Source organism: Robiginitalea myxolifaciens (assembly GCF_900115205.1).
Taxonomy (GTDB): domain Bacteria; phylum Bacteroidota; class Bacteroidia; order Flavobacteriales; family Flavobacteriaceae; genus Robiginitalea; species Robiginitalea myxolifaciens.
On the sequence record NZ_FOYQ01000001.1, the window covers coordinates 1,083,382 to 1,106,989 of the forward strand.

Below are 23,608 nucleotides of genomic sequence, written 5' to 3' on the forward strand. Positions count from 1 at the left end.
TCTTGTATTTTCTCATTAGTCCAATGATTTGATTTTAATATTTCGGTAGGACACCACATCGCCGTGGTCCTGCAAGCCAATCTTCCCGGTATGGAAAGCTCCGAAACCTTCCCAATCCGCGAATTTGGATTTGGCCACCATAGCATCCCAGGCTTCGTTACCCAGGGGGAAGCTAACGATTTCCGTCCCATTCAGCACCACCTTTCCCGCCTCATTGGCGTAATCCACGGTGATTTCCACCTGATTCCATTCACCAACCGGCACGGTCACATCCGACGCCGGGGCAACCATATCGTAAAGCGCCCCCGCCTGATGCGTGGTCCCGGCCTTAGCATCGGGATGCTTTTCGTTGTCCAGGACCTGGATTTCCGGGCCCGTTACGTAAGGTTGTCCGTACTGCTCCCCTTCGGCAACCCCCCAGAAAATTCCGCTGTTTCCACCTTCGGAAATGCGCCATTCCAGGGATAGCACAAAATTGGAGAACTCCTGGCGGGTCACGATATTGTAATTCTGACCTTCGATGCGCTCCGTCGGCGGTGTAAAGACCAGGGCACCATCTTCAACAGACCAGGCGTCCGGGATTGCATCGCCATTATAGGCTTTCCAGGCATCCAGAGAACTGCCATCAAAAAGCACTGTCCACTCCGGGTTTTCAGCGATTGGTTCCGCCTCTTCTGAAGCAGCTGCCATTGCCGGTTCCCGGGATTCTTCTTTTCCTTTACAAGCTAGGGCAACTAGCATTAGGGCCAGCAGGCCCAGTGTTGATTTACGCATTATTTCCCAGTATTTTTTTCAACATCTCGGTGTCGATTTCCCCTCCGGCGAAATCGTCAAACGTCTTTTCCGTAGCCTCGATAATGTGGTCCTGGATAAAGATGGCCCCTTCACGGGCTCCCTGTTCCGGGCTCTTAATGCAGCATTCCCATTCCATGACCGCCCAGACGTCGCATCCGTATTGGGTGAGTTTGGAGAAGATGGTTTTGAAGTCGATCTGACCGTCGCCCAGGGAACGGTAGCGTCCGGCGCGGTCCCCCCAATCGTTATACCCACCAAATGCACCCTTTTTCCCCGTCGGGTTAAACTCCGAGTCCTTCACATGGAAGGATTTAATAAACTCGTGGTAATGGTCTATGTAGGTAATATAGTCGAGTTGCTGCAGTACAAAGTGGCTGGGATCATATAGGATATTAACCCGGGGATGGTTTCCGGTAGCCGCCAGGAAGCGCTCAAAAGTATCTCCGTCGTGCAGGTCTTCGCCAGGATGAATCTCATAACAAACATCCACACCTTCCTTATCGAAATGGTCCAGGATAGGCTTCCAGCGTTTGGCGAGCTCTTCAAAACCCATTTCTACCAGTCCCGGGGGACGTTGGGGCCAGGGGTGCCAGGTGTGCCAGAGCAGGGCTCCGGAGAAGGTCGCATGGGCTTTAATCCCAAGCTTCCTGCTGGCAGTACCCGCTTTCTTTACCACGTCCACTGCCCACTCCGTACGGGCCTTTGGATTATTCTTGACCTTATCCGGGGCAAAGTTGTCGAACATCAGGTCGTAAGCCGGGTGAACCGCAACCAGCTGCCCCTGCAGGTGGGTGGAGAGTTCTGTGATCTCAAGCCCATATGACTGCACCTTTCCTTTGAGTTCATCGCAATAATCCTGGCTTTCCGCCGCCTTGTCCAGGTCTATCAGGAAACTTTCCCAGGTAGGGATTTGGATGCCCTTATAGCCGAGATCGGCAGCCCATTGGCACATGCCATCCAGCGTGTTGAAAGGCGCTTTGCTGTCTACAAACTGTGCCAGGAAAACCGCCGGGCCTTTTATAGTCTTCATCGTTGGTTGTTTTTAGGTTTTAGTCCTGGCCGGAGCGAAAAAACGTTCCGGTAATCCGCTTCGGCCTTTATTAGGAATGCCCTATATTTAGGAAGAAGAATTACTCGCTTCCCGGCTTCGGGGGCAGGGTTATAAATATAGACATGAAAAACGCTTCTGCCAAGCGCTTATGGGGCGATTATCTCGACAAGCATTTGGAATACGCCTTTGTGGATGAACCCCGGGTTCGTCATTTTGGAGATAATCCCGAACTCGCGAATACCTGCCTGAAATTGGTGTTGGAAGGAAAGAAAAGAGCAAGTAGCCAATCCCTCCTGGGATTGCAATATCGCGAGGAAGCCTTGCCAAAACTGGGAGACTTTACCGTCCTTACCGATTGGGAAGGAGAAGCCAAGTGCATAATGCGCACTACAGCGGTTAGGCTCAAACCCTTTTTTAGCATTTCCTCTTCCTATGCCAAGATGGAAGGAGAAGGCGATGGATCCCTGGATTACTGGAAAACCCAGCACTGGGACTACTTTACCCGAGAGCTGGAACCTTTTGGCCGTGTCCCGCGCGATAGCATGATCGTGGTATGCGAAGTGTTTGAACGGGTATTTCCAGAATCCTGAGGTGCCAAACAAAACGAGCCTGATGCTGTGAACATCAGGCCCGAATAATACTGTGTTTCCAGGAGGAAGCGCTAATCCATATCCACCCAGATATTCCCGCCTTTATGTGAAGCAACTGTAGCTTCGATATAGTTCATTCCGCGAACTCCATCAGTCATCGTTGGGAATTCGCCTTCGTCGTACTTTTCACCGCGGATTGCTTTGGCAGCACCCTTGTAAATATTCCCCATGGAATCGAAAATTCCTTCTGGGTGTCCGGCGGGTAATTTTGTGCCGTCCAGGGATAACTCGGAATTGTACGCATGCCCGGGCTTATACACCTGCAAGGGTTGGGTATCGCTCAACAGGTATAGGAAATTCGGGTTTTCCTGCTCCCATCTCAGCCCCGCTTTTTCACCATAAATAGCAATGGCCAATCCATTCTCTTCTCCGGTGGCTACCTGGCTGGAACGGATTACCCCTTTAACGTGGTCGTCCATGCGGATCAGCACGGTTCCATCCACATCCATCAGGTTGTCGTCGTACATATAATTGAAATCACACAGCAGGGATTTTACTCGGAGTCCTGTGGTGTATTCCACCATATTGAAAGCGTGGACTCCAATGTCGCCCATACAGGAACTGATCCCCGCTTTTTCCGGATCCAATCGCCAAACCGACTTGCGCTTGGCCTTGTCGTGAATGATCGGGTTGATCCAACCCTGGTAATACCGGGCGTCTACCTTATGGATTCGGCCAAGTACTCCGGAAGCAATCATTTCGCGCATTTGGCGAACCATGGGATATCCGGTGTAGGTATGTGTCAGGGCAAATACCGTACCTGCTTTTTTATGCGCCTCCTCCAGGATTTTGGCCTCCTCATAGGTAGTAGTCATTGGTTTTTCACAGATCACGTGAAAACCGTTATCGAGGAGTTTTTTGGCCATAGGGAAATGCAGGAAATTCGGTGTCTGTACCGAGCAAACCTGAATCCGTTCCGATTCCGGAAGTTTCAGCTCCTCTGCAATCAGGGTGTCAAAATCCGGATATATCCGATCGGTGGGAATGCCCAACTCACGAGCAAAGGCAAGGCTATCTTCGTGATTTGGGTTAAACACAGCTCCGGTTATTTCATATGCATCGAACATATGCGCGGCCACGCGGTGCAGGACTCCGATAAGTGAGTCTCCGCCTCCCCCGAGAATTCCTAATCTGATTTTAGCAGGCATCTTATTTGTAGATAATTAGTGATGAATTAAACAATTTCTTCGGCCCCATGTGCTTGAGGCACGCGTCCTTCCTCCAATTTCTTTCGGAAAAAGAACAGTATTCCAAAGAGTACCGCAACGGTGAGCGGGAAGAACATCATTTTGCCAAGCGTGGCTTTTCCCGCCGCCAATTCCGCGGCTTCCTGTACCACTCCTGAGGCCAGTGCATTTTCCCGGGCACTATCGAGCCAGGAGCCAATGACAGGCTGCCAAATCGCCGTAGACAGCATTCCGGCTCCACCTACCAGTGACATCCCCAGGGCACCGGTCTTAGGCAGGTATTCTGAGGTAAATCCAATCATCGTTGGCCAGAAATAACAAACGCCAAGGGCAAACAAAACAGCCGCAGCATAGATCATTCCCCCTTCGGCGATACTCATACTATAAACGGCTACGGTGGTTATAATAGCCGACATCAGCAGTACCCCTATCGGGTTTAATTTGTGAACCATGAATCCGGCAAAATAGCGACCAACGGCCATGATCCCGGTAACCATTGCCAGGATTAGCATAGGACTTGCCCCCGAATTCCCCAGAATACGCTCTACCCATTGTTGGGGACCAAACTCCGAGATTGCGGTCAGGGTCATACAGATGATTATAAAGATGAACAAGGGTGACGCAAGCGATCGGATATTTAGTCCCGTATCGGTCTCGATATGCTCGCTTTCCGGGAATTGCTCTTTAAAGAAGAGATAACCATAGATTAAAGTCGGGATAAGCATGATCCCGATTTGCAATTGCCAGCCCATGTCAAAATCCGTCATAAACTTGGACACCAGGGCCCCGATTACGATTCCTCCGGGAAACCAAACGTGGAAGCGGTTGAGCATGGCCGTGCGGTTTCGGGTATACATATCGGCAATCATTGGGTTACAGGCCGCTTCTACAGATCCATTGGCAAATCCGATAAAGAAGGTGGAAATGAGTAAGGACCAGAAGCCCCCTGCGAGGATGGTTAATACCAGCCCGAGGATGTGCGAGGCAAAGGCAATCATCATGAGTTTACGTGCGCCGAGGGTGTTGTAGAGTAATCCCCCGATTACCGTTGCAATAGGAAAGCCCAGAAAGGCCATCCCGTTGATATACCCCAATTGGGTATCGGTAAGGTTGAATTGTACGCCGAGTTGGTCCAAAATCCCAGCGCGGATCGCGAAGGTCATTGCGGTGACCACCAGGGAAATACAGGCAGCCAGAAAAAGCTTATTCTTGTTAACTTCTTTCATGGATTATTGCGTTTGGTTTGCTAATTGGATGGTATCGTCAATGGGTTGAAGATATTAAAATAAAAGCTTTGCGCACATCAGTGCTCGTAACTCACGTCTTCGTTTTTGAATAATAAGGCAAATAAGAGCATGACGAGCAATGCGAATCCCGCCGGATAAATCCAGATTTGATCCCACTGGTGGGCGTTCGGACCCAGCGCAAATTCATCGGTCAGTTTTCCGGCCACCCAGAATCCTATGAGCATCCCAACGCCATAGGTGGCCAGGGTAATTAACCCCTGAGCAGCGCTCTTGATTGCAGGGCCGGCCTTGTGGTCGGTATAAATCTGTCCGGAGACAAAAAAGAAATCATAACAAATCCCGTGCAGTGCGATCCCGGTCAGCACCAACCAGACACCTTCACCCGCATCGCCATAAGTAAAGCAGACATAGCGGAGGAACCAGGCGAGCATAGCCACGATGATCGTATTCTTGAAACCGAAACGCTTAAAGAAAAAAGGCAGCAACAACATGAACAGGATTTCGGAGAATTGACCCAATGTCATTTTCCCGGCCGGATTGCTCACCCCTATCTCCCCAATAAATTGCCCGGCATGCTGATAGTAAAAAGCCAGCGGGATACAGATCAAAACGGAAGCGGCGAAAAAGATACCGTAATTGCGATCTTTCAAGAGATTAAGGGCATCCAGCCCCAGCAGGTCCCGTATACTTGTTTTCCCTGAGCCTTTCCCCTGAGGCGGGGTTTTGGGCAGGATAAAACTCAAAAGTCCCAACAGGAAGGAAGCTCCAGCTGCCAGGTAGAAGGTATTGCGCAACGCACCTTGGGCCATGCCCTCGGGGCTGTCCCAACCAAAAATAAAACTGATCGAAAGCCCTGCCAAAATCCAGCCGATTGTCCCAAAGACACGGATAAAAGAAAACTGCTTTGCCGGGTCGGTGAGTTGATAGAAACAGATGGAGTTCGCCAGGGACAAGGTGGGCATATAAAGAATCATATAACCCAGGACGTAAGGGTAGAAAACGGCAAAGGTTTCGGCCCGGGCCAGAAAAACCATCAGCACGCCTCCAACCAGATGCAGCAATCCGAATATTCGTTCGGCATTAAAGTAACGATCTGCGATAAGCCCTATAATAAATGGGGCCACAATAGCTCCCCAGGATTGGGTGGCGTAGGCCAGGGCAGATTCAGCCCCGCTTGCCTCCAAAGCAGCGGGCAGATAAATGCCCATGGTAACAAACCAGCTCCCCCAGATAAAAAACTCCAGGAACATCATGGCCGATAACTGGGTCCAGATCTTACTTTTCATTGTGCTTATCGTTTGTAAAATACATAGTCCAGAACCAGGGGTTCCAGGCCGGCCTCCCTGAATTCTGCAGCCAGTTGAGCCCGGTGATGGGTGGAATGGTTAATGATATGAAAGAGCATATCCTGGAGCGCATTGGTAAAGGTCTCGCCCCGGCTATTCATATAGTCAATCCGTCGGTCGAAATTGTCTGTATTGGTGATTATTTCGAAAGTGCTGCGTTGGTTTTCGTAGTGAATTTCCTCCCAGGCGTCCTGTTTGTGCTCCTGCCATACCGTAAGGTCCGGCGTTTCCTCCAGCATTCTTTTGTTCCAGATGTGGTGGGCATTGAGGATGTGGCTGAAGAGCTGCGGGGACCTGCCGGGCAATTCCCCCGATTCGGTACCCAATTCAATAATCATGCGATTACAATAAAAGTTGTAATCGAAAAGCTGATGAAAAAATGCCTTCATGTACCGGATTAATTAGGAAACGGATGCGGCCGCTGCAAGCAGTAAATCGCGGGTGGCCAGGATTCCGGCTTCTTCCCCTAGTTCACTCCCTTCGTATTCCACTCCGATATATCCGGAATAACCGGCATCCTTAACGATCTGGAGCATTCGCACATAATCGATCTCCGTCTCATTACCCTGGGCGTCAAAATCATGGGATTTGGCGCTTACTGCTTTGGCGAAGGGCATGAGTTCCTCGACCCCTTTATAGATGTCGTACGCTTCAGCGCAACCCGAACTCCAGTCGGATGGGTCGTTGCGTCGGATACAGAAATTTCCAAAATCGGGAAGGGTTCCGCAATTGTCCATCGCCACGCCTTGCATTACCTGAGCAAGGAGGGCTCCATTAGAGGAAAACCCGCCGTGATTCTCAACCAGGACATTGATGTTTTTCTCAGCGGCATAGGTACATAGCCCTTGTAAACCGGCGATAGAGCTTTCAATCCAGGACTCCTCATTGTCATTACCGGAGAGATTAACCCTAACCGCATGACACCCCATCGCAGCAGCTGCATCTACCCATTTTATATGATTGGCGATGGCATTGTTTCGCTCCGTTTCATCAGGGTGGGCAAGCGGGCCTTCCCCATCGATCATAATCAGTACATTGACTAATCCATACTGGGCGGCTTCGGCATTGCTCCGCGCTACAAAATCCTCCATACCAACTTGCTCATTTTCGGCCGCCTCCATTTGGCCCCTATAGAGCTGACTTACATATTCCAGGCCTTTGAAGCCCCATGCGGCCGCTTTCTCGGCAAAGGCATAGGGATCGAGTCCATCTTCCCGGATCATGCGGTGAATTGACCATTGCGCGAGCGATAGTTCAAAAAAGGGCGCAGCACTTGTCATTTCCTCCGGCATTTCTGCATCGGCTTCGGTCTTCTCTTTATTCTTGCAGGCGGCAACTCCCAAAAGTGAGAGGGCCACTCCTGCCCGGGATCCTTGTTGGATGAATTTTCTTCTTTTCATTAAAGTATGGCTAGGATTATACTATCGAAGTAGGAATAAGCCCGAAGGTCTTGCCCATCATCGATTAGCGGATAAATTATTAGGCCTCATTGCCTTATCCGCAAACCAATGCGTAAAAAACTGCTAAACCCTCGGAAATCCGGGGATTTAAATGTAGAAAATATATTTAATATTTAATACATTTAGAGACTAAACAAAAAATTACATGAGTAAATTCTATTACAACCAGGAACAGGCTTCCTATGATGCTATCGTTGTCGGTAGCGGAATCAGTGGTGGCTGGGCCGCCAAGGAGCTTTGTGAGGCGGGTATGAAGACCCTGGTCCTGGAACGGGGAAGAATGGTAAAGCACGGAGAATACCCCACAGCCAATATGGACGACTGGGATTTTCCAAATAACGGAGCGTTAACCCGAGAGCAGGCAGCTCGACAGGAAAAGCAGGCCAGGACAGGATATACTGTTCGGGCGCAACACAATTTCTGGTTTGTGGACGACGTGGACCATCCCTATAACGAAACCAAGCGATTCGACTGGATGCGCGGCTACCATATGGGAGGACGGTCCATTATGTGGGGACGCCATAGTTACCGCTGGAATGAAATGGATTTTACTGCCAACCGCGATGAAGGTATCTCAGTTGATTGGCCGGTACGCTACAAGGACATAGCCCCCTGGTACGACAAGGTTGAGTCCTATATCGGGGTAACCGGCGAAAAGCTTGGCCTGGACGTTCTGCCCGATGGCATCTTCGAGCCCATGATGGAGCTCAATTGCGTTGAGCAACATGTTCGTGAAAAAATAGCAGAGCAATACGAAGATCGCATCATGACCGCAGGACGGGTTGCTCATATCAATAGCGATAAGTCTTTTGAAGGCAGGATGCGTTGCCAATATCGAAACCGCTGTATTCGTGGCTGTCCTTTCGGAGCCTATTTTAGCAGCTTGTCGTCTACCCTTCCGGCCGCCGAACGCACCGGAAACCTAACCGTTCGTCCGGATTCTATTGTACACGAAATCATTTACGATCCGGATACGCAGAAAGCAACGGGGGTTAAGGTTATTGACCGGGAAACCAGCGAAACCTATGAATTTAAGGCCAAGGTGATTTTCCTTTGTGCCTCCGCCGTGGCCTCTACCTCCATCCTCATGCAATCCCGTTCCGATCGCTTTGAAAACGGATTGGGGAACGATTCCGACCAACTGGGGCGAAACATTATGGACCACCACCTCAATGTCGGAGCCTCTGGAAAATTCGATGGGTATGAGGATAAATATTACAAAGGAAGAAAACCGAACGGCATTTACCTGCCACGCTTTCGCAACCTCGGAGGAAATACCGATGTAGATAGCTTTACACGCGGATATGGTTACCAGGGCGGTGCCAGCCGTGGGAACTGGGAAGACGTGATTGCAGAAGTCAGCCACGGTAAAGCCCTTAAGGATGCCATCCTTAAACCCGGAGGCTGGACCTTCGGTATGGGAGGATTTGGAGAGGTACTTCCTTATGAAGACAACCGCATGACCCTGGATTATGACAAAAAAGACCAGTGGGGTCTGCCTACGGTTACCTTTGACGCTGAGTACCGCGACAACGAACTGAATATGCGTAAGGATATCCAGGAACAAGCCGTAGACATGCTGGAAAAAGCCGGATTAAGAGATGTACAGGGCTTTGATAATGACAGCTACCTCGGTTTGGGGATTCACGAAATGGGAACGGCTCGTATGGGTCGCGATCCAAAGACTTCGGTACTGAATGGCAATAACCAGGTTCACGCTTGTAAGAATGTCTATGTAACCGACGGAGCCTTTATGACTTCGGCCTCGTGCGTAAACCCTTCACTGACCTATATGGCCTTTACGGCTCGCGCTGCCAACCATGCAGTAAATGAACTCAAAAACGGAAGAATCTGATGGAAAGAAGAGCAGTATTAAAAAATATGGGATTGGCCATGGGAGCAGCCGTAGCTACTCCTACACTTCTGAGTATTTTACAGAGTTGCCAGGGCGAAACCGGACCCGTTTTTACGCCGGTTTTCTTTAGCCAGGAGGAAGGAGATGTTCTCCTGAAAACGGTGGATATAATTCTCCCTAAAACGGATACCCCTTCCGCCTCTGAACTCCAGGTCCACGCCTTCATCGATAAATATATGGATGAGGTTGTGCCGCTGGAGGAGCAAGAAATGTTGCGTATGGGTATGGGAGCTTTTGTATCCAGTATACTTGAAGCTTCTGGAAAGGAATCTGCTGCGGATATTGAGACCGCAGATATCGAGCCTGTACTGGCTGAAGCCCTTGTTAAACTGGATGAAGAGGAAGAAATGGCCATGAATGAGGCCATGATGGCTTATTTCCAGGCCATGGAAGCCGGCGAGGAAGCTACCCTGGACGATAAAATTGCCTCGCGGGGCTTTGCGCAAAACATGCGTGGCGCCGCAATTTGGGCATATAAATCCAGCGAATACATTGGCGAAGAAGTACTCGCCTATCTTCCGGTTCCCGGGGAGTATGTACCCTGCGGAGACGTCGATGAATTGACAGGTGGTAAGGCCTGGTCCATATAGATATATACTTTAACGACGATTACCTGAAAACCGGGTTGCAACTAAGCTGCAACCCGGTTTTTTCTTTCTGACGCCTGGTGGAATAAGGGTATTTCATCGAAAAAAGAGGCATTTTATCCCAGCGAGGTCAGATTCTTCGTACTTTGGACTGTAGAGAATCCCAAATCTCGCCCTTATGAACCAAATTGAATCCTACATGTACCTGATGGGTACTTACGCTGCTCTTTATGCGCTAGCCTTTATCATTTACCAACGTTTCAAGTCCCGAATTTCAGAAGATTCATCCGCTGATAATGCCTTGGCCAATCAGCAAGGAGAGTAATTTTGTGTTAAAATTCTGACGTCTGTGATCCAAATACGCTACAACAAGCGTATGTACTATAAACACGCGGTTTTGGATCTCTCATTTCTCTTACTTGCAGCCTATGTGCTGCTCTACGTTGCCATGCGTGGCCTTGCAGGCCCGTTATTCAAAGATTAAAGGCGCAAAAAAATACCTCAGCAAAGAGCACCCGGTAGGTCGGGGTTGCTGAGGCATTTTCACGAGAAATAAACACTATTCTTTAAGAGCCACACATCAGGCAATCGTCATCGGGATTTCCCGAAGCGGCTTTGGCCTGGGCAATTAGCGCCTTCATCTCTTCCGGACTCATCGGTGCTACTTCATCCGCTACAGGAGTTGTCTGCACATCCATGGCTTTTGCGCCCTTGGCCTGAACTTCTGCTGCCGGGGTAACCCCAACAGCCTCTGTAGCTTCTGCAACGGCTACTGGCTCCTTCTTCTTGCTATTATCCAGAGTAAACTTGATCGCATCCACAGCAGATTTGGTGCGCAGGTAGTACATTCCTGTCTTCAGCCCGCTCTTCCAGGCATAGAAGTGCATTGAAGTGAGCTTGGCAAAGTTTGCGTTCTCCATAAAGAGGTTGAGCGACTGACTCTGATCGATGAAGTAACCTCGCTGGCGACTCATGTCAATGATGTCTTTCATACTCAATTCCCACACCGTCTGATACAGCTCTTTGATATCCTCCGGAATCCCATCGATATGCTGAATGGATCCATTGGCGCGCATCAATTCCTGTTTCATAGTCTCGTTCCACAGCCCCAGACGCACCAGGTCCTCTAGCAGGTGTTTGTTCACCACGATAAATTCCCCGGAGAGTACGCGACGGGTGTAGATATTTGAGGTATATGGCTCAAAACATTCATTGTTCCCAAGTATCTGAGAAGTAGACGCTGTTGGCATAGGTGCTACTAACAAGGAATTGCGCATGCCGTTCTTCTTAATATTCTTGCGCAGTTTTTCCCAATCCCAGCGACCGCTCAATTCCTCGTCCTTGATTCCCCACATATTGTGTTGGAAGGTACCTTCAGAGATCGGGCTGCCTTTATACGACTGGTAGGACCCCTCTTCTTTCGCGAGTTCCATAGAAGCCGTTGCAGCGGCGTAATACAAGGTTTCGAAGATTTCCTGGTTCAACGTCTTAGCCTCGTCTGAGGTAAAGGGAAGACGCAGCATGATAAATGTATCGGCCAGTCCCTGAACTCCCAATCCAATTGGTCGGTGACGCATGTTGGAATTTTTGGCTTCCGGTACCGGGTAGTAGTTCCGATCGATAACGCGGTTCAGGTTATGGGTTACTCGCTTGGTAACCTTAAAGAGCTCCTTGTGATCGAACTCCCCATTCTTCACAAACATGGGCAGTGCAATAGAAGCCAGGTTACAAACCGCTACCTCATCCTCATCCGTGTATTCCAGGATCTCCGTACAGAGGTTGGAAGAACGGATCGTCCCCAGGTTCTTCTGGTTACTTTTGCGGTTGGCGGCATCCTTATAGAGCATATAAGGTGTTCCCGTTTCAATTTGAGATTCGAGGATTTTCTCCCACAAATCACGCGCTTTGATAGTCTTGCGACCGCGGCCTTCCGCCTCGTATTGGGTATAGAGTGCTTCAAACTCCTCGCCGTGGGTTGTGAATAGATTCGGACACTCGTTAGGACACATCAGGGTCCAGTCGGCATCCGCTTCAACGCGCTTCATAAACAAATCGGAAACCCACATGGCATAGAAAAGGTCGCGGGCGCGCATTTCCTCTTTCCCGTGGTTTTTCTTCAGTTCCAGGAAGTCGAAAATATCGGCATGCCACGGCTCGAGATAAATGGCAAAGCTCCCTTTGCGCTTCCCACCCCCCTGGTCTACATACCGCGCCGTATCGTTGAAAACGCGCAGCATAGGTACCAGTCCATTGGAGGTTCCATTAGTACCTGCAATGTAAGATCCTGTAGCCCGGATATTATGAACAGACAGACCTATTCCTCCCGCAGATTGGGAGATCTTAGCGGTTTGTTTCAGGGTATCATAAATGCCATCGATACTATCGTCCTTCATGGCCAGAAGGAAGCAGGAAGACATCTGTGGTTTCGGGGTACCAGAATTGAAGAGCGTTGGCGTAGCGTGTGTGAAGTACTTTTTAGACATCAACTCGTACGTTTCCTTTACGGAGTCGAGATCATCCAGGTGTATTCCAACCGCCACCCGCATGAGCATGTGCTGAGGTCGCTCAGCAATGTTTCCGTTTATTTTTAGCAGGTAGGACCGCTCCAGGGTTTTGAAACCGAAGTAGTCATACCCAAAATCCCGGTTGTAGATAATCATGGAATCAAGGCTATCGCCATGGGCTTCGATGACCTTAAAGACATCATCGGCAATCAGCGGAGCTTTTTTGCCGGTTCTGGGGTTCACGTATTCGTAAAGATCCCGCATGGTTTCCGTAAAGGACTTCTTGGTATTCTTATGCAGGTTGGAAACTGAGATACGTGCCGCCAACTTGGCGTAATCGGGATGGGTTGTAGTTAAGGTCGCGGCAATTTCAGCTGCCAGATTATCCAATTCCGAAGTGGTTACTCCATCATAAAGACCTTCGATAACCCGCATGGCCACTTTGACCGGATCGACAAGGTCGTTGAGGCCATAACACAATTTACGGACACGCGCCGTAATCTTGTCGAACATTACCGGCTCTTTACGGCCGTCTCTTTTAACTACAAACATTGCTCTTTAAATTATTCTGATATTAGGTTGGTGTTGGTTCTTCCTCATCCGCTGTACCCGGATGTACCCTGGTCCTGCTTTCAACAAACCGGAAGGGAGCGCTCTCTTATTAAATACTCTTAGAAATCGGCGTCGAAGCTGATTTTTTGGGAATCGGCATCCTGCTCTTTGTTCAGGACTCCTGCCTTCTGGTACTCAGAAACACGCTTTTCAAAGAAGTTCGTTTTCCCCTGAAGTGAAATCATATCCATGAAATCAAATGGGTTGGTCGCGTTGTATACCTTTTCGCATTCCAGCTCTACCAACAGGCGGTCAGTTACGAATTCCAGGTATTGCGTCATGAGCTTGGCATTCATTCCGATAAGGCTTACCGGTAAGGATTCCGTGATGAACTCGCGCTCAATATCCAGAGCATCGGTCAGGATCTTGGTGATCTTCTCCTTAGGCACCTTGTTTACCAAATGGTTGTTGTGCAGGTGGACCGCAAAATCGCAGTGCATCCCTTCATCTCTGGAAATCAACTCGTTTGAGAAGGTTAAGCCGGGCATCAGGCCGCGTTTCTTCAACCAGAAAATAGAACAGAACGCTCCGGAAAAGAAAATTCCTTCCACAGCGGCAAAGGCAATAAGCCTTTCGGCAAAGCTCGGGGAATCCACCCAGTTCAGGGCCCAGTCGGCTTTCTTCTTAATGGCGGGGAAGTTTTCTATTGCCTTGAAGAGAACGTTTTTTTCCTTTTCGTCCTTCACGTAAGTGTCGATCAATAGTGAATATGTCTCAGAGTGGATGTTCTCCATCATAATCTGGAAACCGTAAAAAAACTTGGCCTCCGTATACTGACATTCACTCACGAAGTTCTCGGCCAGATTCTCATTAACGATTCCATCAGACGCAGCAAAGAAGGCGAGTATATGCTTCACGAAGTAACGCTCGTCGTCGCTTAGCTTATTGTTCCAGTCGGTTAAATCCTGCTGGAGATCAATTTCTTCTGCCGTCCAAAAACAAGCTTCCTGTTTCTTATACCACTGCCAAATATCGTGGTGTTTAATAGGAAATAGGACAAAACGATCGTCGTTTTCTTTCAAAATGGGTTCTTGGACATCAGACATGGTTCCTCGTGTTATATTAGTGTTAAAGAATTGTGAATTTTTTCCCTGCTCCCGGGACTAACAAAGATTCAAAATTGGAATCGAAATCGAAAGTCGATTTATCCGCAAACCCTTCAAAGTTTTTAACACCAGATGTTGAAATGTGAGCTGGGCAACGATTAATAAAGCCCTTCGGGAAATTGAAAAAATCTGGTTGGAAATGAATGGCAAAAAATAAACCGAACAGTAGCTTTTTGCATACTATTCGGTTCTTGAAAATTTTGTCAAACCGTACGGTCCCCGGCGTTACTAATAAAATGGACTACAATGTGCCGATCCAGGTAGTTCCCCCGAAACCTAAAATCGAACCCGCAGTTGTTACACCGCAGTACTGTAAACCATACGCCTGTACGTAGCTGTTATAACATAACGAACTCCTGCAGGACCGTACTTACGTTTGACATCATTGTTTTTATTCTCTTTTTCAATCTTCACTTAAAAGGACGCCGTCTGTTTCAATGGGATGGCGGTAAAGCTTCCACGCACCCGCATCCGGCTTCCATTGGCGCTTTTAAGCCACATATTCATTTCGCCCACCACTTCCTGAGCTTCTACCCGGGAAATGGATATGCTTCCTGTTTCGGTAAAATACAGGGCGGATCCCTCGCTCAGGACGTCGGCATAGCCAAACACCGTTTCTTGCTTTGAACCCGGAACCCCACTTTCCTTAACTACACTATAGCGATCCGCATTGATCTCCTCCTGATTCTTCTCAAGAGGTATCAGGAAACCGAATCCGTTGCCGGACTTAACCTCGGCATTTATAAAATGAAGTTTGAATACGGGTTGTTCATCTACCCCGCTATGTTGTTGGGCCATTTCGAAATACACCGGCCCCTGGAAAAAATGCTTTTCCCCGTCGAGTTCAGAAATTAGTGAATACTGGCCGCTACCCTGTTGGGTACCCCGAAAACCAGTACCTGGCGTCACATAGGAAATACAAAGGAATATCGCCGCGATAGCCAAAAGGCCTGCCGACAAACGAAATACATTCTTTGAATTAAGGATCATAGGCTTTTATCCAAATTGAGATCAGGGGCTTCTTTGGTTTGGTACTCTGAAGCGGAGGAAACCACGGGATCCGAGATTATTTCATCGGCCTGCGGATCCAGGGTGGGCTGGTGCTTTGCTTCCACAATTACAAAGCATAAAATGGAAAGTACCAAGCCCGAGAAAAAAAAGAAACATCGCTTCATGTCCGGCATTACTTCTAAGTTCTGCAATCCGAAGTACGCAATTGCGAAGAGTTAATCGAAGGCTACATGTACGAATGGGGCCTTTTTCTGTATAATTCGCAATACGCTCTTCGGGCCATTGAAATCGGGTTTTGAAAACAATCCCCAATAAGAATTCCCCTGCTGCCATTAATCATCCGATACCGTCCATCTATACGGCGATAAGAACCGATGGCACATCTTTGATTTTGGGGATAAGACCCTCCCACCATTTTTGATTATTTTCACCAATCAAAGGGGAGTTATGAAATTACGGGCAGTAATAGTAGATGATGAGGAAAAGGCCTTGCAAAGCCTGCAATGGGAATTGACCAACTTTTCCGATGATATCGAAGTAGTTGCCTCCTTTACCGATCCCATGGAGGCCCTCGATTACCTGGCACTTACGCCGCCGGATTGCCTTTTCCTGGATATTGAAATGCCCACCATGGATGGCTTTCAGTTCATCCAAAAAATGCAGAATCCCGATGTTGCCGTTGTCATTACCACAGCCTACAATCAGTATGCCATCAAAGCGTTGAAAAATGAAGCTATTGACTACCTCCTCAAGCCGATAGATTCCGATGACCTGAAGGACACCATTGCCAAAATCCGCAAGCACAATTCCAAGAATCTTACGGCCGAGCGGTTAGAACGCATTCTCACCGAACAACAAGTAGGCGGGCAAAAAAAGCGTATTACCCTGAACACCGATGGGAAATTGCTATTCCTCGAGAATGACGACATTCTCTATGCCGAATCAGATGGAAATTACAGCACAATCTATTTAGCCAATGGCCAGAAGATTGTTTTGACAAAAAAATTGAAAGAGGTGGCACAAATCCTGCCGGAAGACTCTTTTTTCCGGGTCCACAATTCCTACATCATCAATCTCAACATGATCGCGGAATTTATCAAAACCGATGGCTATGTTGTCCTTAAGTCCAACCATAAGATTCCGGTTTCCCGTCAGAAAAAATCGGATTTCCTGGACTTGATTTAATCCCGGGGTAACATGCGCATGATCTGCCTTAAACTTCGATTTTTCCTAATACTATTATCGTTTACAACCGTACTTCACGCTCAGGAACCCCCAAAGGAGTTCAAAGCCTTGGTAGATAGTTTGGTTCAGGCCGGACCAAGGAGCTACAGCCAGATCAATACACCTATGCGACCCTATCGCCGGGACGCGAACCTGATGAAATATTTTGCCGCCGTCTGTGAGGAGAAAAGATACCTCGACGGGCTTTCCTATGCCTACAACCAGGAGGGTACCAGGCTGCGCAATATCTCGCAATATGAGGAAGCCATAGAATTCCATAAAAAAGCATTGGAAGCTGCGAATACGGCCGATAATGTGGAGTTCCGGATTTTCAGCCTCAACATGCTCGGGGTAGTCTATCGGCGTATGGAATCGATCAAAACTGCGCTGGATTACAGTACGGAAGCGTTGGAACTGGCGAACCGGATCGACAATCCTTCTGTAGGGATCAAACGCAGCAAAAATGTAAGCCTGAACAGTATTGGAAACATCTTCAAAACCCTGGAGCAATACGACAAGGCTATCGAACACTTTGGTCTTTCGCTGAAATTAGAAGCCGAACTCGGCAACACCCGGGGGATGGCGGTGAACAATCAAAACCTCGGGGAATGTCTGGAGGCCAAAGGAATGCTGGAGCAGGCTCTGGTTCGCTATCGCAAAGCCCTGGAATACGACATTGAGATCGGATCGATCAGCGGGCAGGCAATCTGCCGATTGAGTATCGGGAGGGTACTTATCAAGCAAGGGAATCCTGAGGCATCTCTGCCACTTTTGGCCGAAGCAGAACAGCAGGCCCGGGGAACAAAAGATCAACAGATCATTTCTGAAATCCTTATAAACCAGGGATGGGCTGCAGTAAAACTCAACAGGCTGGACACGGCAGAAGACCTGCTTTTACAGGGCATTGAAATTGGGGAAGAGCTCAACTTCTTCAGCGATCTTTCCACGGCCTATGCCCTACTTTCAGAAATCGCAGAACGCCGGGGGGATCATAAAGCGAGCCTGGAATATTACAAGACCTCAGAAGACTACTCCCACCGGGTAACCAATGATGTAAATATCCGGTACGTGAACGACGTCCTGCAGCGCTATAACAATGATCAGCAGAATAACCAGATTGAGCTCCTGAATCGGGAGAACGAAATCGTAAAGCTCAAACTGCGCCGGAACAAAACCACGTTGTTGGTCGGCGCCCTTATGCTGGTCATGTTTACCCTGATCCTCTACATCGTTTACCGGCAGTATCAGCTTAAGAGCGAGAAAAAAGTGATGGCCCTGGAGCAAAGTATGCTGCGAAGCCAGATGAATCCGCACTTTTTATTTAACTCGTTGAATTCGATTAAGCTCTACATTATTAATAACGAGCAGAAAAACGCCGTTCACTATCTCAATAAGTTTTCCAAGCTGGTCCGAAAAATCCTGGAGGCCTCCTCGGTTCGGGAAACCTCGCTCGAAGAGGAGTTGGAAACTATTGAACTCTACATGAATATTGAAAATATTCGCTTCAATCACGAGATCGATTTCGAGATTGTGGTAGATCCTGAAGTAAATCCTGCTTCCATACGAATTCCTTCCCTCCTCCTGCAACCCTTTCTGGAAAACGCCCTCTGGCATGGGCTTTCCTCCAAAAAGGGAAACAAAACGCTACGGGTAAATGTGGAAGCTCCGGAGAAAGGATCCATTCTGATTACTATTTGCGATAATGGAATCGGGCGTGAGGCGGCTCAGAAGCTACAGGAAAACAAAGTACTTAAACGCAAATCTGTTGGAATCGCCAACACCAAAGAGCGCCTGGCTAATTTCTCAAAGGACTACCAGAACCGCTTTGATGTGAGCATTAATGACCTGTATGGCGAGACCGGTGAAGCCTCAGGAACCTGTGTCTCCCTAAAGATTCCTACCCTTTAACCCGCGATTTAGCTACTTCCTCCAGCTCCGAATACCAGGCCGCTCCGAATTTCCGGACCAATGCCTCCTTGACAAAGACATAGATCGGTACTTGCAATTGTTGTCCTAGGCTGCAAGCGGCATCACAGATATGCCAGCGGTGGTAGTTTACAGCGGTCAGGGCGGTGTAATGGCGTACACGAACCGGATAGAGATGGCAGGATACCGGCTTTTTCCAGTCAACAGCACCAGCGCGTTGTGCTGCCTCGATCCCGCAAAGTGCCGTCGTGCCATCAAAGACCACATAGGCGCATTCCTTATTGTCGACCAGCGGAGTCTCCCACTCTCCATCTTCTCCCTTTACATAGGTGCCCTGGGCTTCTATGGCCGCGATCCCCTCGGGGCGTAAATAGGGTTTGACCCTGGGAAAGATTTCGTCCAGGATAGCGCGTTCATCTTCTTCTACTGGGGCACCGGAACTCCCGGCGACACAACAGGCTCCTTTACAGGCATTGAGGTCGCAAACAAAGGCCTCATCCAGGATTTCTTCTGAAACTACAGTCTTCCCCAATTCGAACATGAGAACAGGATTTCCGCAAAGATATCGCTTTGCCTGTGGATTGAAAGGATCTGCAAAAAGCTGCTCTGATTTTAGCGAGAACCTCCTACCTTTGCACCGTATCTAGAAGAGGCATTATAAATGCTAGCGAAATGAACAAGATTCTACTTATAGTACTGCTGCTTATTGCCATTGGCCTTATTGCCTTCAATGTTACCATGGTCGATCCTGCAGATATTTTTGGCAAGGATAGTATTGTAGCCATGATCGGGATTCTGGCCTGTTTGTGCGCTATTGTTCTGCTGTTGATCTTCAACAACGCCAAAAGGATCCAGAAAAAACTGGAGGAAGAAGGCTAATTTCTTAACTCCTGAATTAGTCCCTGATGATTGCGGAATCAGCGTCCTGAGAAATCTTTGGTTTGTCGAGGTCCAAAACACGCTGGAGCATATCATCCTCAGGTACAAGAATGCGCGCTTTAAGATCCGGGGAAAATAATTGCTCGGCAATGCCTGCCTTGATATAGGCCTTTAAGCTGTCTTCGTAGTCGTAGAAATTGATGTTGAAATTAAAGGCGGTCAGGAACTGGATTAACTGGTCAAAAAGTATGTCGTCCGTTCGGAATTCCTCCAGGAATCGCTGGGCATCATAGTCGGAATACCTGCTGCGGTCTTCCTCCAGATGTTCAAATACAAAACGCGAGAAATATCCCCTCGAATCCAGGGCTGAAATGGCTTCCTCCTCGTTAGAACCGATAGGAACAAAAACATCGGGAATTATTCCTCCCCCACCGTAAACGACTTTACCTCCGGGAGTGGTGAATTTAAGGGAATCGGCAACCTTGATGCTATCTGCCGTCATTAATTCCCCATTGTGGTAGCGCTGGGTAAAGCGCTCATAATAGTCTTGATTCCCGTTCTGATAATCCTTTTGGATGGATCGGCCGGTAGGGGTATAATACCGGGAAACCGTCAGGCGTACCGCAGAGCCATCTCCCAGATCCATTTCCCGTTGCACCAGGCCCTTTCCGAACGACCGGCGGCCAACGATAATCCCGAGGTCGTTGTCCTGCAAGGCTCCGGCAATAATTTCAGAGGCGGAAGCAGAACGTTCATTGATCAGGACAAAGACCGGTCGGTTCTCAAAATTTCCACGGGAAGTAGCGAAAACGGAATCCGTTTGTCCCTTTTTGTTACGTGTAAAAAGGATGAGTTTATCCTTGGGCAAAAAGGTGTCCGCAATGCGTTCGGCAATGTGCAGGTACCCTCCTGGATTATCCCTCAGGTCCAGCGTGAGTTTCTTAGCCCCCTGGTCCTTTAAAGCATCCAGCGCTTCTCCGAATTCTTCGAAGGTGGAATCTGCGAATCGGTTCATACGGATGTACCCCATATCCGGGGTGAGCATAAACGAAGCATCGATACTGCGCAATGGCACCTTGTCCCGGGTTAAATTCAAGTCAAAAGTGCGGCCTTCTGTTTTGCGATAAATCCGGAGTGCCACCCGGCTCCCCGCCTCTCCCTTAAGTCGGGAAACGATTTCAGAATCCGGCAGATCCCTTCCGTAAAGGGTATCCTTATCGGCCATAAGAATTTTGTCTCCAGGCTCCAGACCGGCCCTCTCGCTTGGGCCTCCGCGAATAATCCGCGTTACGGTAATGGTATCCCTCAGGGTGTAGAAATTTATGCCGATCCCCACAAAATCTCCTTTCATGGTTTCACTGACACGCTGCATTTCTGATCTGGGGATGTAGACCGAATGTGGATCCAGTTTATCGAGGATGTTATTTACCGTAACATCGACAATGCTATCCGTATCGACCTCATCGACATACTCATAGTCGATGTAATCGATAAGCCGGTTGAGCTTGTCCTTTTTGGAATTGGTGCTGAAGAGCCGTTCCGGGGAATCGTTGAAATTCAGTTTTCCCCCTACAAATATTCCCAGCGCTAATGCCAGGGCCACCACTGCCGGTCCTATGTAGTAACTCTTTTTCAAGGCAATTCTCGCTTCAATGTTGGGGCTTCCTCATGCTCGGGTAGATGCAATAACTCCACGCCGGCTCGTTGCAGAAACCGAAGGCCGGAATCGTCCTTGTAGGCGGTGCGGTATACAACACGCCGAATCCCGGACTGGTGGATGAGTTTACTGCATTCCCGACAGGGTGAAAGGGTAATATACAGGGTAGCGCCTTCACAACTTTGCGTGGAGGAGGCTACTTTGGAAATTGCATTGGCTTCTGCGTGAAGTACGTACCATTTGGTGTACCCTTCATCATCTTCGCAAAAGTTCTCAAAACCCGTTGGGGTTCCGTTATACCCATCGGAGATAATCATGCGGTTCTTGACGACAATGGCTCCCACCTGTTTCCGTTTGCAATAGGATAATTTACCCCATTCATAAGCCATTCTTAAGTAGGCCCTATCGTATTTTTCCTGTTTCTTCAAGGCGTGCTTTTAATGCTAACGCGGGAATAACCGCTTTGGTACTAAGATACCGGCTTTTAAAGATGTCGGCAATGGCAGGACGTTAATTTTAAACTAAAGCGGGAAAGCATTAACTGCGAGGACTCCCGATAGCACCAAAATTGCCAGACTTACCAGTGCAATATAGGGTTTACGCGGGAGGCGGAGCTTGTCCAGGAGGAAGTAGGAAAGTAATAACACAACCGCCAGGACCACCAGTTGGGCACCTTCTATCCCCAGGGCAAATCCCAGTAGGGGACTTGTCTTTTCTTCTTCCCCGGACATCAGCATGCTGAAATAGTTGGAAAATCCAAAGCCGTGAATCAAGCCAAATATGGACGTTGCCATCAGGTGCCATTTTAAAGCACGGGAACTGTCCCAATCCTGGCGAAGTATCCACAGGTTGAATCCTGCGGTGAGCAGTATCGTTACGGGAATCAGGAATTCGACCCAGGCCGAATCGACTTCCACCCATCCAAAAGCCGCAAGGGCCAGCGACAAACAATGCGCAATGGTAAAGAGGGTTGCCAACCAAACAACAGGGCGCCATTGCCGATACGTAAATGGTATGGCCAGTGCAATTAAAAATAGGACATGATCGTAACCTGCAGGATCCAGCACGTGTTCGAACCCTAATTTGCCGTAAATAGTAAATGTTTCCATACCCATTCTATAGCCTTAAAGTCCGCGTTCCTTTTGTATGGCCTCATAGGCCTTTTGGACTTCTTTAAACTTTTCCTCGGCCCCTCGTTTTATGGCTTCATCGGCGGTGTTCACCCGATCCGGGTGATACTTCTTCGCCATGGTTCGATAGGCTTTCTTGACTTCTTCGTCCGTGGCGGACCGTTCAATTTCAAGAATGGTATAAGCCGTGTCGGCCGAACGCACAAACATGGCCATGATACTTTCAAAGTCGGTTCTGCTCAATCTGAGGTAGCCTGCAATTTCCTTTAACTTCTCTACTTCTGAAGGGCTGATTGTACCATCGGCCTGTGCGATTCCAAACAAAAAATGAAGGAGTTGCAAGCGTACTTCGTAACGCGTACGCTGGTTGAGGTAGGCACAAATGCGTTGGGCGGAAACTTCCCGTTTCTTGATGACCTCATTAAAGGTGCGGAAAATGGCATTGGCCTTTTCTTTTCCATAGGTCTGGAGGAAGTATTGCCGGACATAATCCAGCTCCTGCTGGCTCACCTGCCCGTCGGCCTTGATAATTATGGAACAAAGGGAGAGTAAATTAAGTTCAAAATCGGCCGGGGAAACCCGGGAACGACCGAATTCCGGCATGGCGGATCCCCCGCCTCTACTCCCGTCGACCAGGCTACCGATCAGGAATCCCACAATGGCTCCCGGAAGCCTGAGAAACATATAACCCAAAATGGCGCCAAACCATTTAATCATCTCCTTGAAAAATTTTTTCAAAGATAGCGGTTTGTAAGGGATAGCCTGCTTTTTCCGACTTATGGAAAACTTCGTTTCAATTCGTACCTTTGCGGATGAATTTTTAGCGGAATATTACCCCAAAATATAAGACATATGTATCCTGCAGAACTTGTACAGCCCATGAGAGACGATCTTTCGACGGCTGGATTTGAAGAATTATTCAGCGCAGAAGCTGTGGCTTCTGCCATCGAAAGTGAAGGAACCGTACTGGTCGTTGTAAACTCGGTCTGTGGTTGTGCCGCAGCCAACGCGCGCCCCGGTGCTAAACTCAGCCTTCAAAACGGAAAGACCCCGGATCGTTTGGTAACAGTATTCGCCGGTGTAGACCGCGAGGCAGTAGATGCGGCCAGAAACCGGATGGTTCCATTCCCTCCTTCCTCCCCGAGTATGGGTCTCTTTAAAGATGGCGAGCTGGTTCACATGATTGAACGCCACCACATCGAAGGTCGCCCAGCGGAGATGATCGCAGAAAACCTGATGCAAGCATATAACGAGTTTTGTTAAAAAACTGTAGCAGCAAATAGAAACCCCGGAGGACTCCCCCGGGGTTTTTTATTTTTGT

25 protein-coding genes are annotated in these 23,608 nt (G+C 48.7%); 9 read left to right on the forward strand and 16 right to left on the reverse strand.

The features are described 5' to 3' along the window. Positions 1 to 15: 15 nt before the first annotated feature. Together BM318_RS04775 and BM318_RS04780 are read right to left on the reverse strand one after the other, a co-directional pair. Positions 16 to 774: a 3-keto-disaccharide hydrolase gene (locus BM318_RS04775; RefSeq protein WP_092981075.1), complete on the reverse strand. Its 759-nt coding sequence runs from the start codon at positions 772 to 774 to the stop codon at positions 16 to 18. After that, positions 767 to 1,825 carry a sugar phosphate isomerase/epimerase family protein gene (locus BM318_RS04780; RefSeq protein WP_092981077.1) on the reverse strand — a complete coding sequence of 353 codons (1,059 nt, stop codon included), beginning with the start codon at positions 1,823 to 1,825 and terminating at the stop codon, positions 767 to 769. Before BM318_RS04780 ends, BM318_RS04775 begins: the two co-directional genes overlap by 8 nt. Before the next feature lie 143 nt (positions 1,826 to 1,968). Between BM318_RS04780 and BM318_RS04785 the strand changes: the two genes are divergently transcribed. Further along, on the forward strand, positions 1,969 to 2,436 hold the full coding sequence (locus BM318_RS04785) for an ASCH domain-containing protein (protein ID WP_092981079.1): 468 nt from the start codon (positions 1,969 to 1,971) through the stop codon (positions 2,434 to 2,436). A 71-nt stretch (positions 2,437 to 2,507) separates the two neighbouring features. Here BM318_RS04785 and BM318_RS04790 read toward each other — a convergent pair whose 3' ends face one another. From BM318_RS04790 to BM318_RS04810, 5 genes are all read right to left on the reverse strand, one after another. Further along, complete coding sequence (locus BM318_RS04790; RefSeq protein WP_092981081.1) at positions 2,508 to 3,644, reverse strand: Gfo/Idh/MocA family protein; 1,137 nt, start codon at positions 3,642 to 3,644, stop codon at positions 2,508 to 2,510. A gap of 26 nt (positions 3,645 to 3,670) precedes the next feature. After that, complete coding sequence (locus tag BM318_RS04795; RefSeq protein ID WP_092981082.1) at positions 3,671 to 4,909, reverse strand: MFS transporter; 1,239 nt, start codon at positions 4,907 to 4,909, stop codon at positions 3,671 to 3,673. 77 nt (positions 4,910 to 4,986) lie between these two features. Beyond that, a complete protein-coding gene (locus BM318_RS04800; RefSeq protein ID WP_092981084.1) occupies positions 4,987 to 6,216 on the reverse strand; it encodes an MFS transporter in 1,230 nt (409 codons plus the stop codon). A 5-nt stretch (positions 6,217 to 6,221) separates the two neighbouring features. Continuing rightward, on the reverse strand, positions 6,222 to 6,665 hold the full coding sequence (locus BM318_RS04805) for a DinB family protein (RefSeq protein WP_092981085.1): 444 nt from the start codon (positions 6,663 to 6,665) through the stop codon (positions 6,222 to 6,224). A gap of 12 nt (positions 6,666 to 6,677) precedes the next feature. After that, positions 6,678 to 7,676 (reverse strand): sugar phosphate isomerase/epimerase family protein, encoded by a 999-nt coding sequence (locus tag BM318_RS04810; RefSeq protein WP_092981087.1) that lies wholly within the window; start codon positions 7,674 to 7,676, stop codon positions 6,678 to 6,680. A 205-nt stretch (positions 7,677 to 7,881) separates the two neighbouring features. Here BM318_RS04810 and BM318_RS04815 point away from each other — a divergent pair, with 205 nt between their 5' ends. The 4 genes from BM318_RS04815 (at position 7,882) to BM318_RS14515 (ending at position 10,722) form a co-directional block, all read left to right on the forward strand. Beyond that, entirely contained in the window at positions 7,882 to 9,591 is a 1,710-nt protein-coding gene (locus tag BM318_RS04815; RefSeq protein WP_092981089.1) for a GMC oxidoreductase, read from the forward strand. After that, positions 9,591 to 10,241: a gluconate 2-dehydrogenase subunit 3 family protein gene (locus BM318_RS04820; protein WP_177218261.1), complete on the forward strand. Its 651-nt coding sequence runs from the start codon at positions 9,591 to 9,593 to the stop codon at positions 10,239 to 10,241. Before BM318_RS04815 ends, BM318_RS04820 begins: the two co-directional genes overlap by 1 nt. A gap of 175 nt (positions 10,242 to 10,416) precedes the next feature. Further along, the gene (locus BM318_RS14390; protein WP_177218262.1) at positions 10,417 to 10,563 is read left to right on the forward strand and encodes a hypothetical protein; all 147 of its coding nucleotides are present in this window, start codon (positions 10,417 to 10,419) and stop codon (positions 10,561 to 10,563) included. A gap of 24 nt (positions 10,564 to 10,587) precedes the next feature. After that, positions 10,588 to 10,722 carry a hypothetical protein gene (locus BM318_RS14515; RefSeq protein ID WP_262501543.1) on the forward strand — a complete coding sequence of 45 codons (135 nt, stop codon included), beginning with the start codon at positions 10,588 to 10,590 and terminating at the stop codon, positions 10,720 to 10,722. Between the two features lie 82 nt (positions 10,723 to 10,804). Here the strand turns inward: BM318_RS14515 and BM318_RS04825 are convergent, their stop codons facing one another. The 4 genes from BM318_RS04825 to BM318_RS14520 form a co-directional block, all read right to left on the reverse strand. Beyond that, on the reverse strand, positions 10,805 to 13,294 hold the full coding sequence (locus BM318_RS04825) for a ribonucleoside-diphosphate reductase subunit alpha (RefSeq protein WP_092981093.1): 2,490 nt from the start codon (positions 13,292 to 13,294) through the stop codon (positions 10,805 to 10,807). 119 nt (positions 13,295 to 13,413) lie between these two features. Next, a complete protein-coding gene (locus BM318_RS04830) occupies positions 13,414 to 14,400 on the reverse strand; it encodes a ribonucleotide-diphosphate reductase subunit beta (protein WP_092981095.1) in 987 nt (328 codons plus the stop codon). A 474-nt stretch (positions 14,401 to 14,874) separates the two neighbouring features. Continuing rightward, a complete protein-coding gene (locus BM318_RS04835; protein WP_092981097.1) occupies positions 14,875 to 15,450 on the reverse strand; it encodes a hypothetical protein in 576 nt (191 codons plus the stop codon). Further along, positions 15,447 to 15,575, reverse strand: coding sequence for a hypothetical protein (locus BM318_RS14520; protein WP_262501544.1), 129 nt, complete (start codon positions 15,573 to 15,575; stop codon positions 15,447 to 15,449). Before BM318_RS14520 ends, BM318_RS04835 begins: the two co-directional genes overlap by 4 nt. Positions 15,576 to 15,918: 343 nt before the next feature. Here BM318_RS14520 and BM318_RS04845 point away from each other — a divergent pair, with 343 nt between their 5' ends. After that, on the forward strand, positions 15,919 to 16,656 hold the full coding sequence (locus tag BM318_RS04845) for a LytR/AlgR family response regulator transcription factor (protein ID WP_092981099.1): 738 nt from the start codon (positions 15,919 to 15,921) through the stop codon (positions 16,654 to 16,656). A 12-nt stretch (positions 16,657 to 16,668) separates the two neighbouring features. Then, entirely contained in the window at positions 16,669 to 18,603 is a 1,935-nt protein-coding gene (locus BM318_RS04850) for a tetratricopeptide repeat-containing sensor histidine kinase (RefSeq protein WP_245759739.1), read from the forward strand. Here BM318_RS04850 and BM318_RS04855 read toward each other — a convergent pair. Beyond that, complete coding sequence (locus BM318_RS04855) at positions 18,593 to 19,162, reverse strand: DUF3109 family protein (RefSeq protein WP_092981102.1); 570 nt, start codon at positions 19,160 to 19,162, stop codon at positions 18,593 to 18,595. The two genes, BM318_RS04850 and BM318_RS04855, sit on opposite strands and share 11 nt — an antisense overlap. A 131-nt stretch (positions 19,163 to 19,293) precedes the next feature. Between BM318_RS04855 and BM318_RS04860 the strand changes: the two genes are divergently transcribed. Then, positions 19,294 to 19,500 (forward strand): hypothetical protein, encoded by a 207-nt coding sequence (locus BM318_RS04860; RefSeq protein WP_092981104.1) that lies wholly within the window; start codon positions 19,294 to 19,296, stop codon positions 19,498 to 19,500. Positions 19,501 to 19,516: 16 nt separating this feature from the next. On the opposite strand, the gene BM318_RS04865 is transcribed toward BM318_RS04860, so the two are convergent. The 4 genes from BM318_RS04865 to BM318_RS04880 all read right to left on the reverse strand — a co-directional run bounded on the left by BM318_RS04865 (position 19,517) and on the right by BM318_RS04880 (position 23,004). Continuing rightward, a complete protein-coding gene (locus tag BM318_RS04865; RefSeq protein ID WP_092981106.1) occupies positions 19,517 to 21,136 on the reverse strand; it encodes a S41 family peptidase in 1,620 nt (539 codons plus the stop codon). Then, positions 21,133 to 21,585: a deoxycytidylate deaminase gene (locus tag BM318_RS04870; protein WP_092981108.1), complete on the reverse strand. Its 453-nt coding sequence runs from the start codon at positions 21,583 to 21,585 to the stop codon at positions 21,133 to 21,135. The genes BM318_RS04865 and BM318_RS04870 overlap by 4 nt, the downstream gene beginning before the upstream one ends. A gap of 93 nt (positions 21,586 to 21,678) precedes the next feature. Further along, complete coding sequence (locus tag BM318_RS04875; protein WP_092982074.1) at positions 21,679 to 22,266, reverse strand: HupE/UreJ family protein; 588 nt, start codon at positions 22,264 to 22,266, stop codon at positions 21,679 to 21,681. Positions 22,267 to 22,281: 15 nt separating this feature from the next. Further along, on the reverse strand, positions 22,282 to 23,004 hold the full coding sequence (locus BM318_RS04880) for a TerB family tellurite resistance protein (RefSeq protein WP_092981110.1): 723 nt from the start codon (positions 23,002 to 23,004) through the stop codon (positions 22,282 to 22,284). 135 nt (positions 23,005 to 23,139) lie between these two features. On the opposite strand from BM318_RS04880, the gene BM318_RS04885 reads away from it, so the two are divergent. Further along, positions 23,140 to 23,550, forward strand: coding sequence for a BrxA/BrxB family bacilliredoxin (locus tag BM318_RS04885; protein WP_092981112.1), 411 nt, complete (start codon positions 23,140 to 23,142; stop codon positions 23,548 to 23,550). Positions 23,551 to 23,608: the final 58 nt, after the last annotated feature.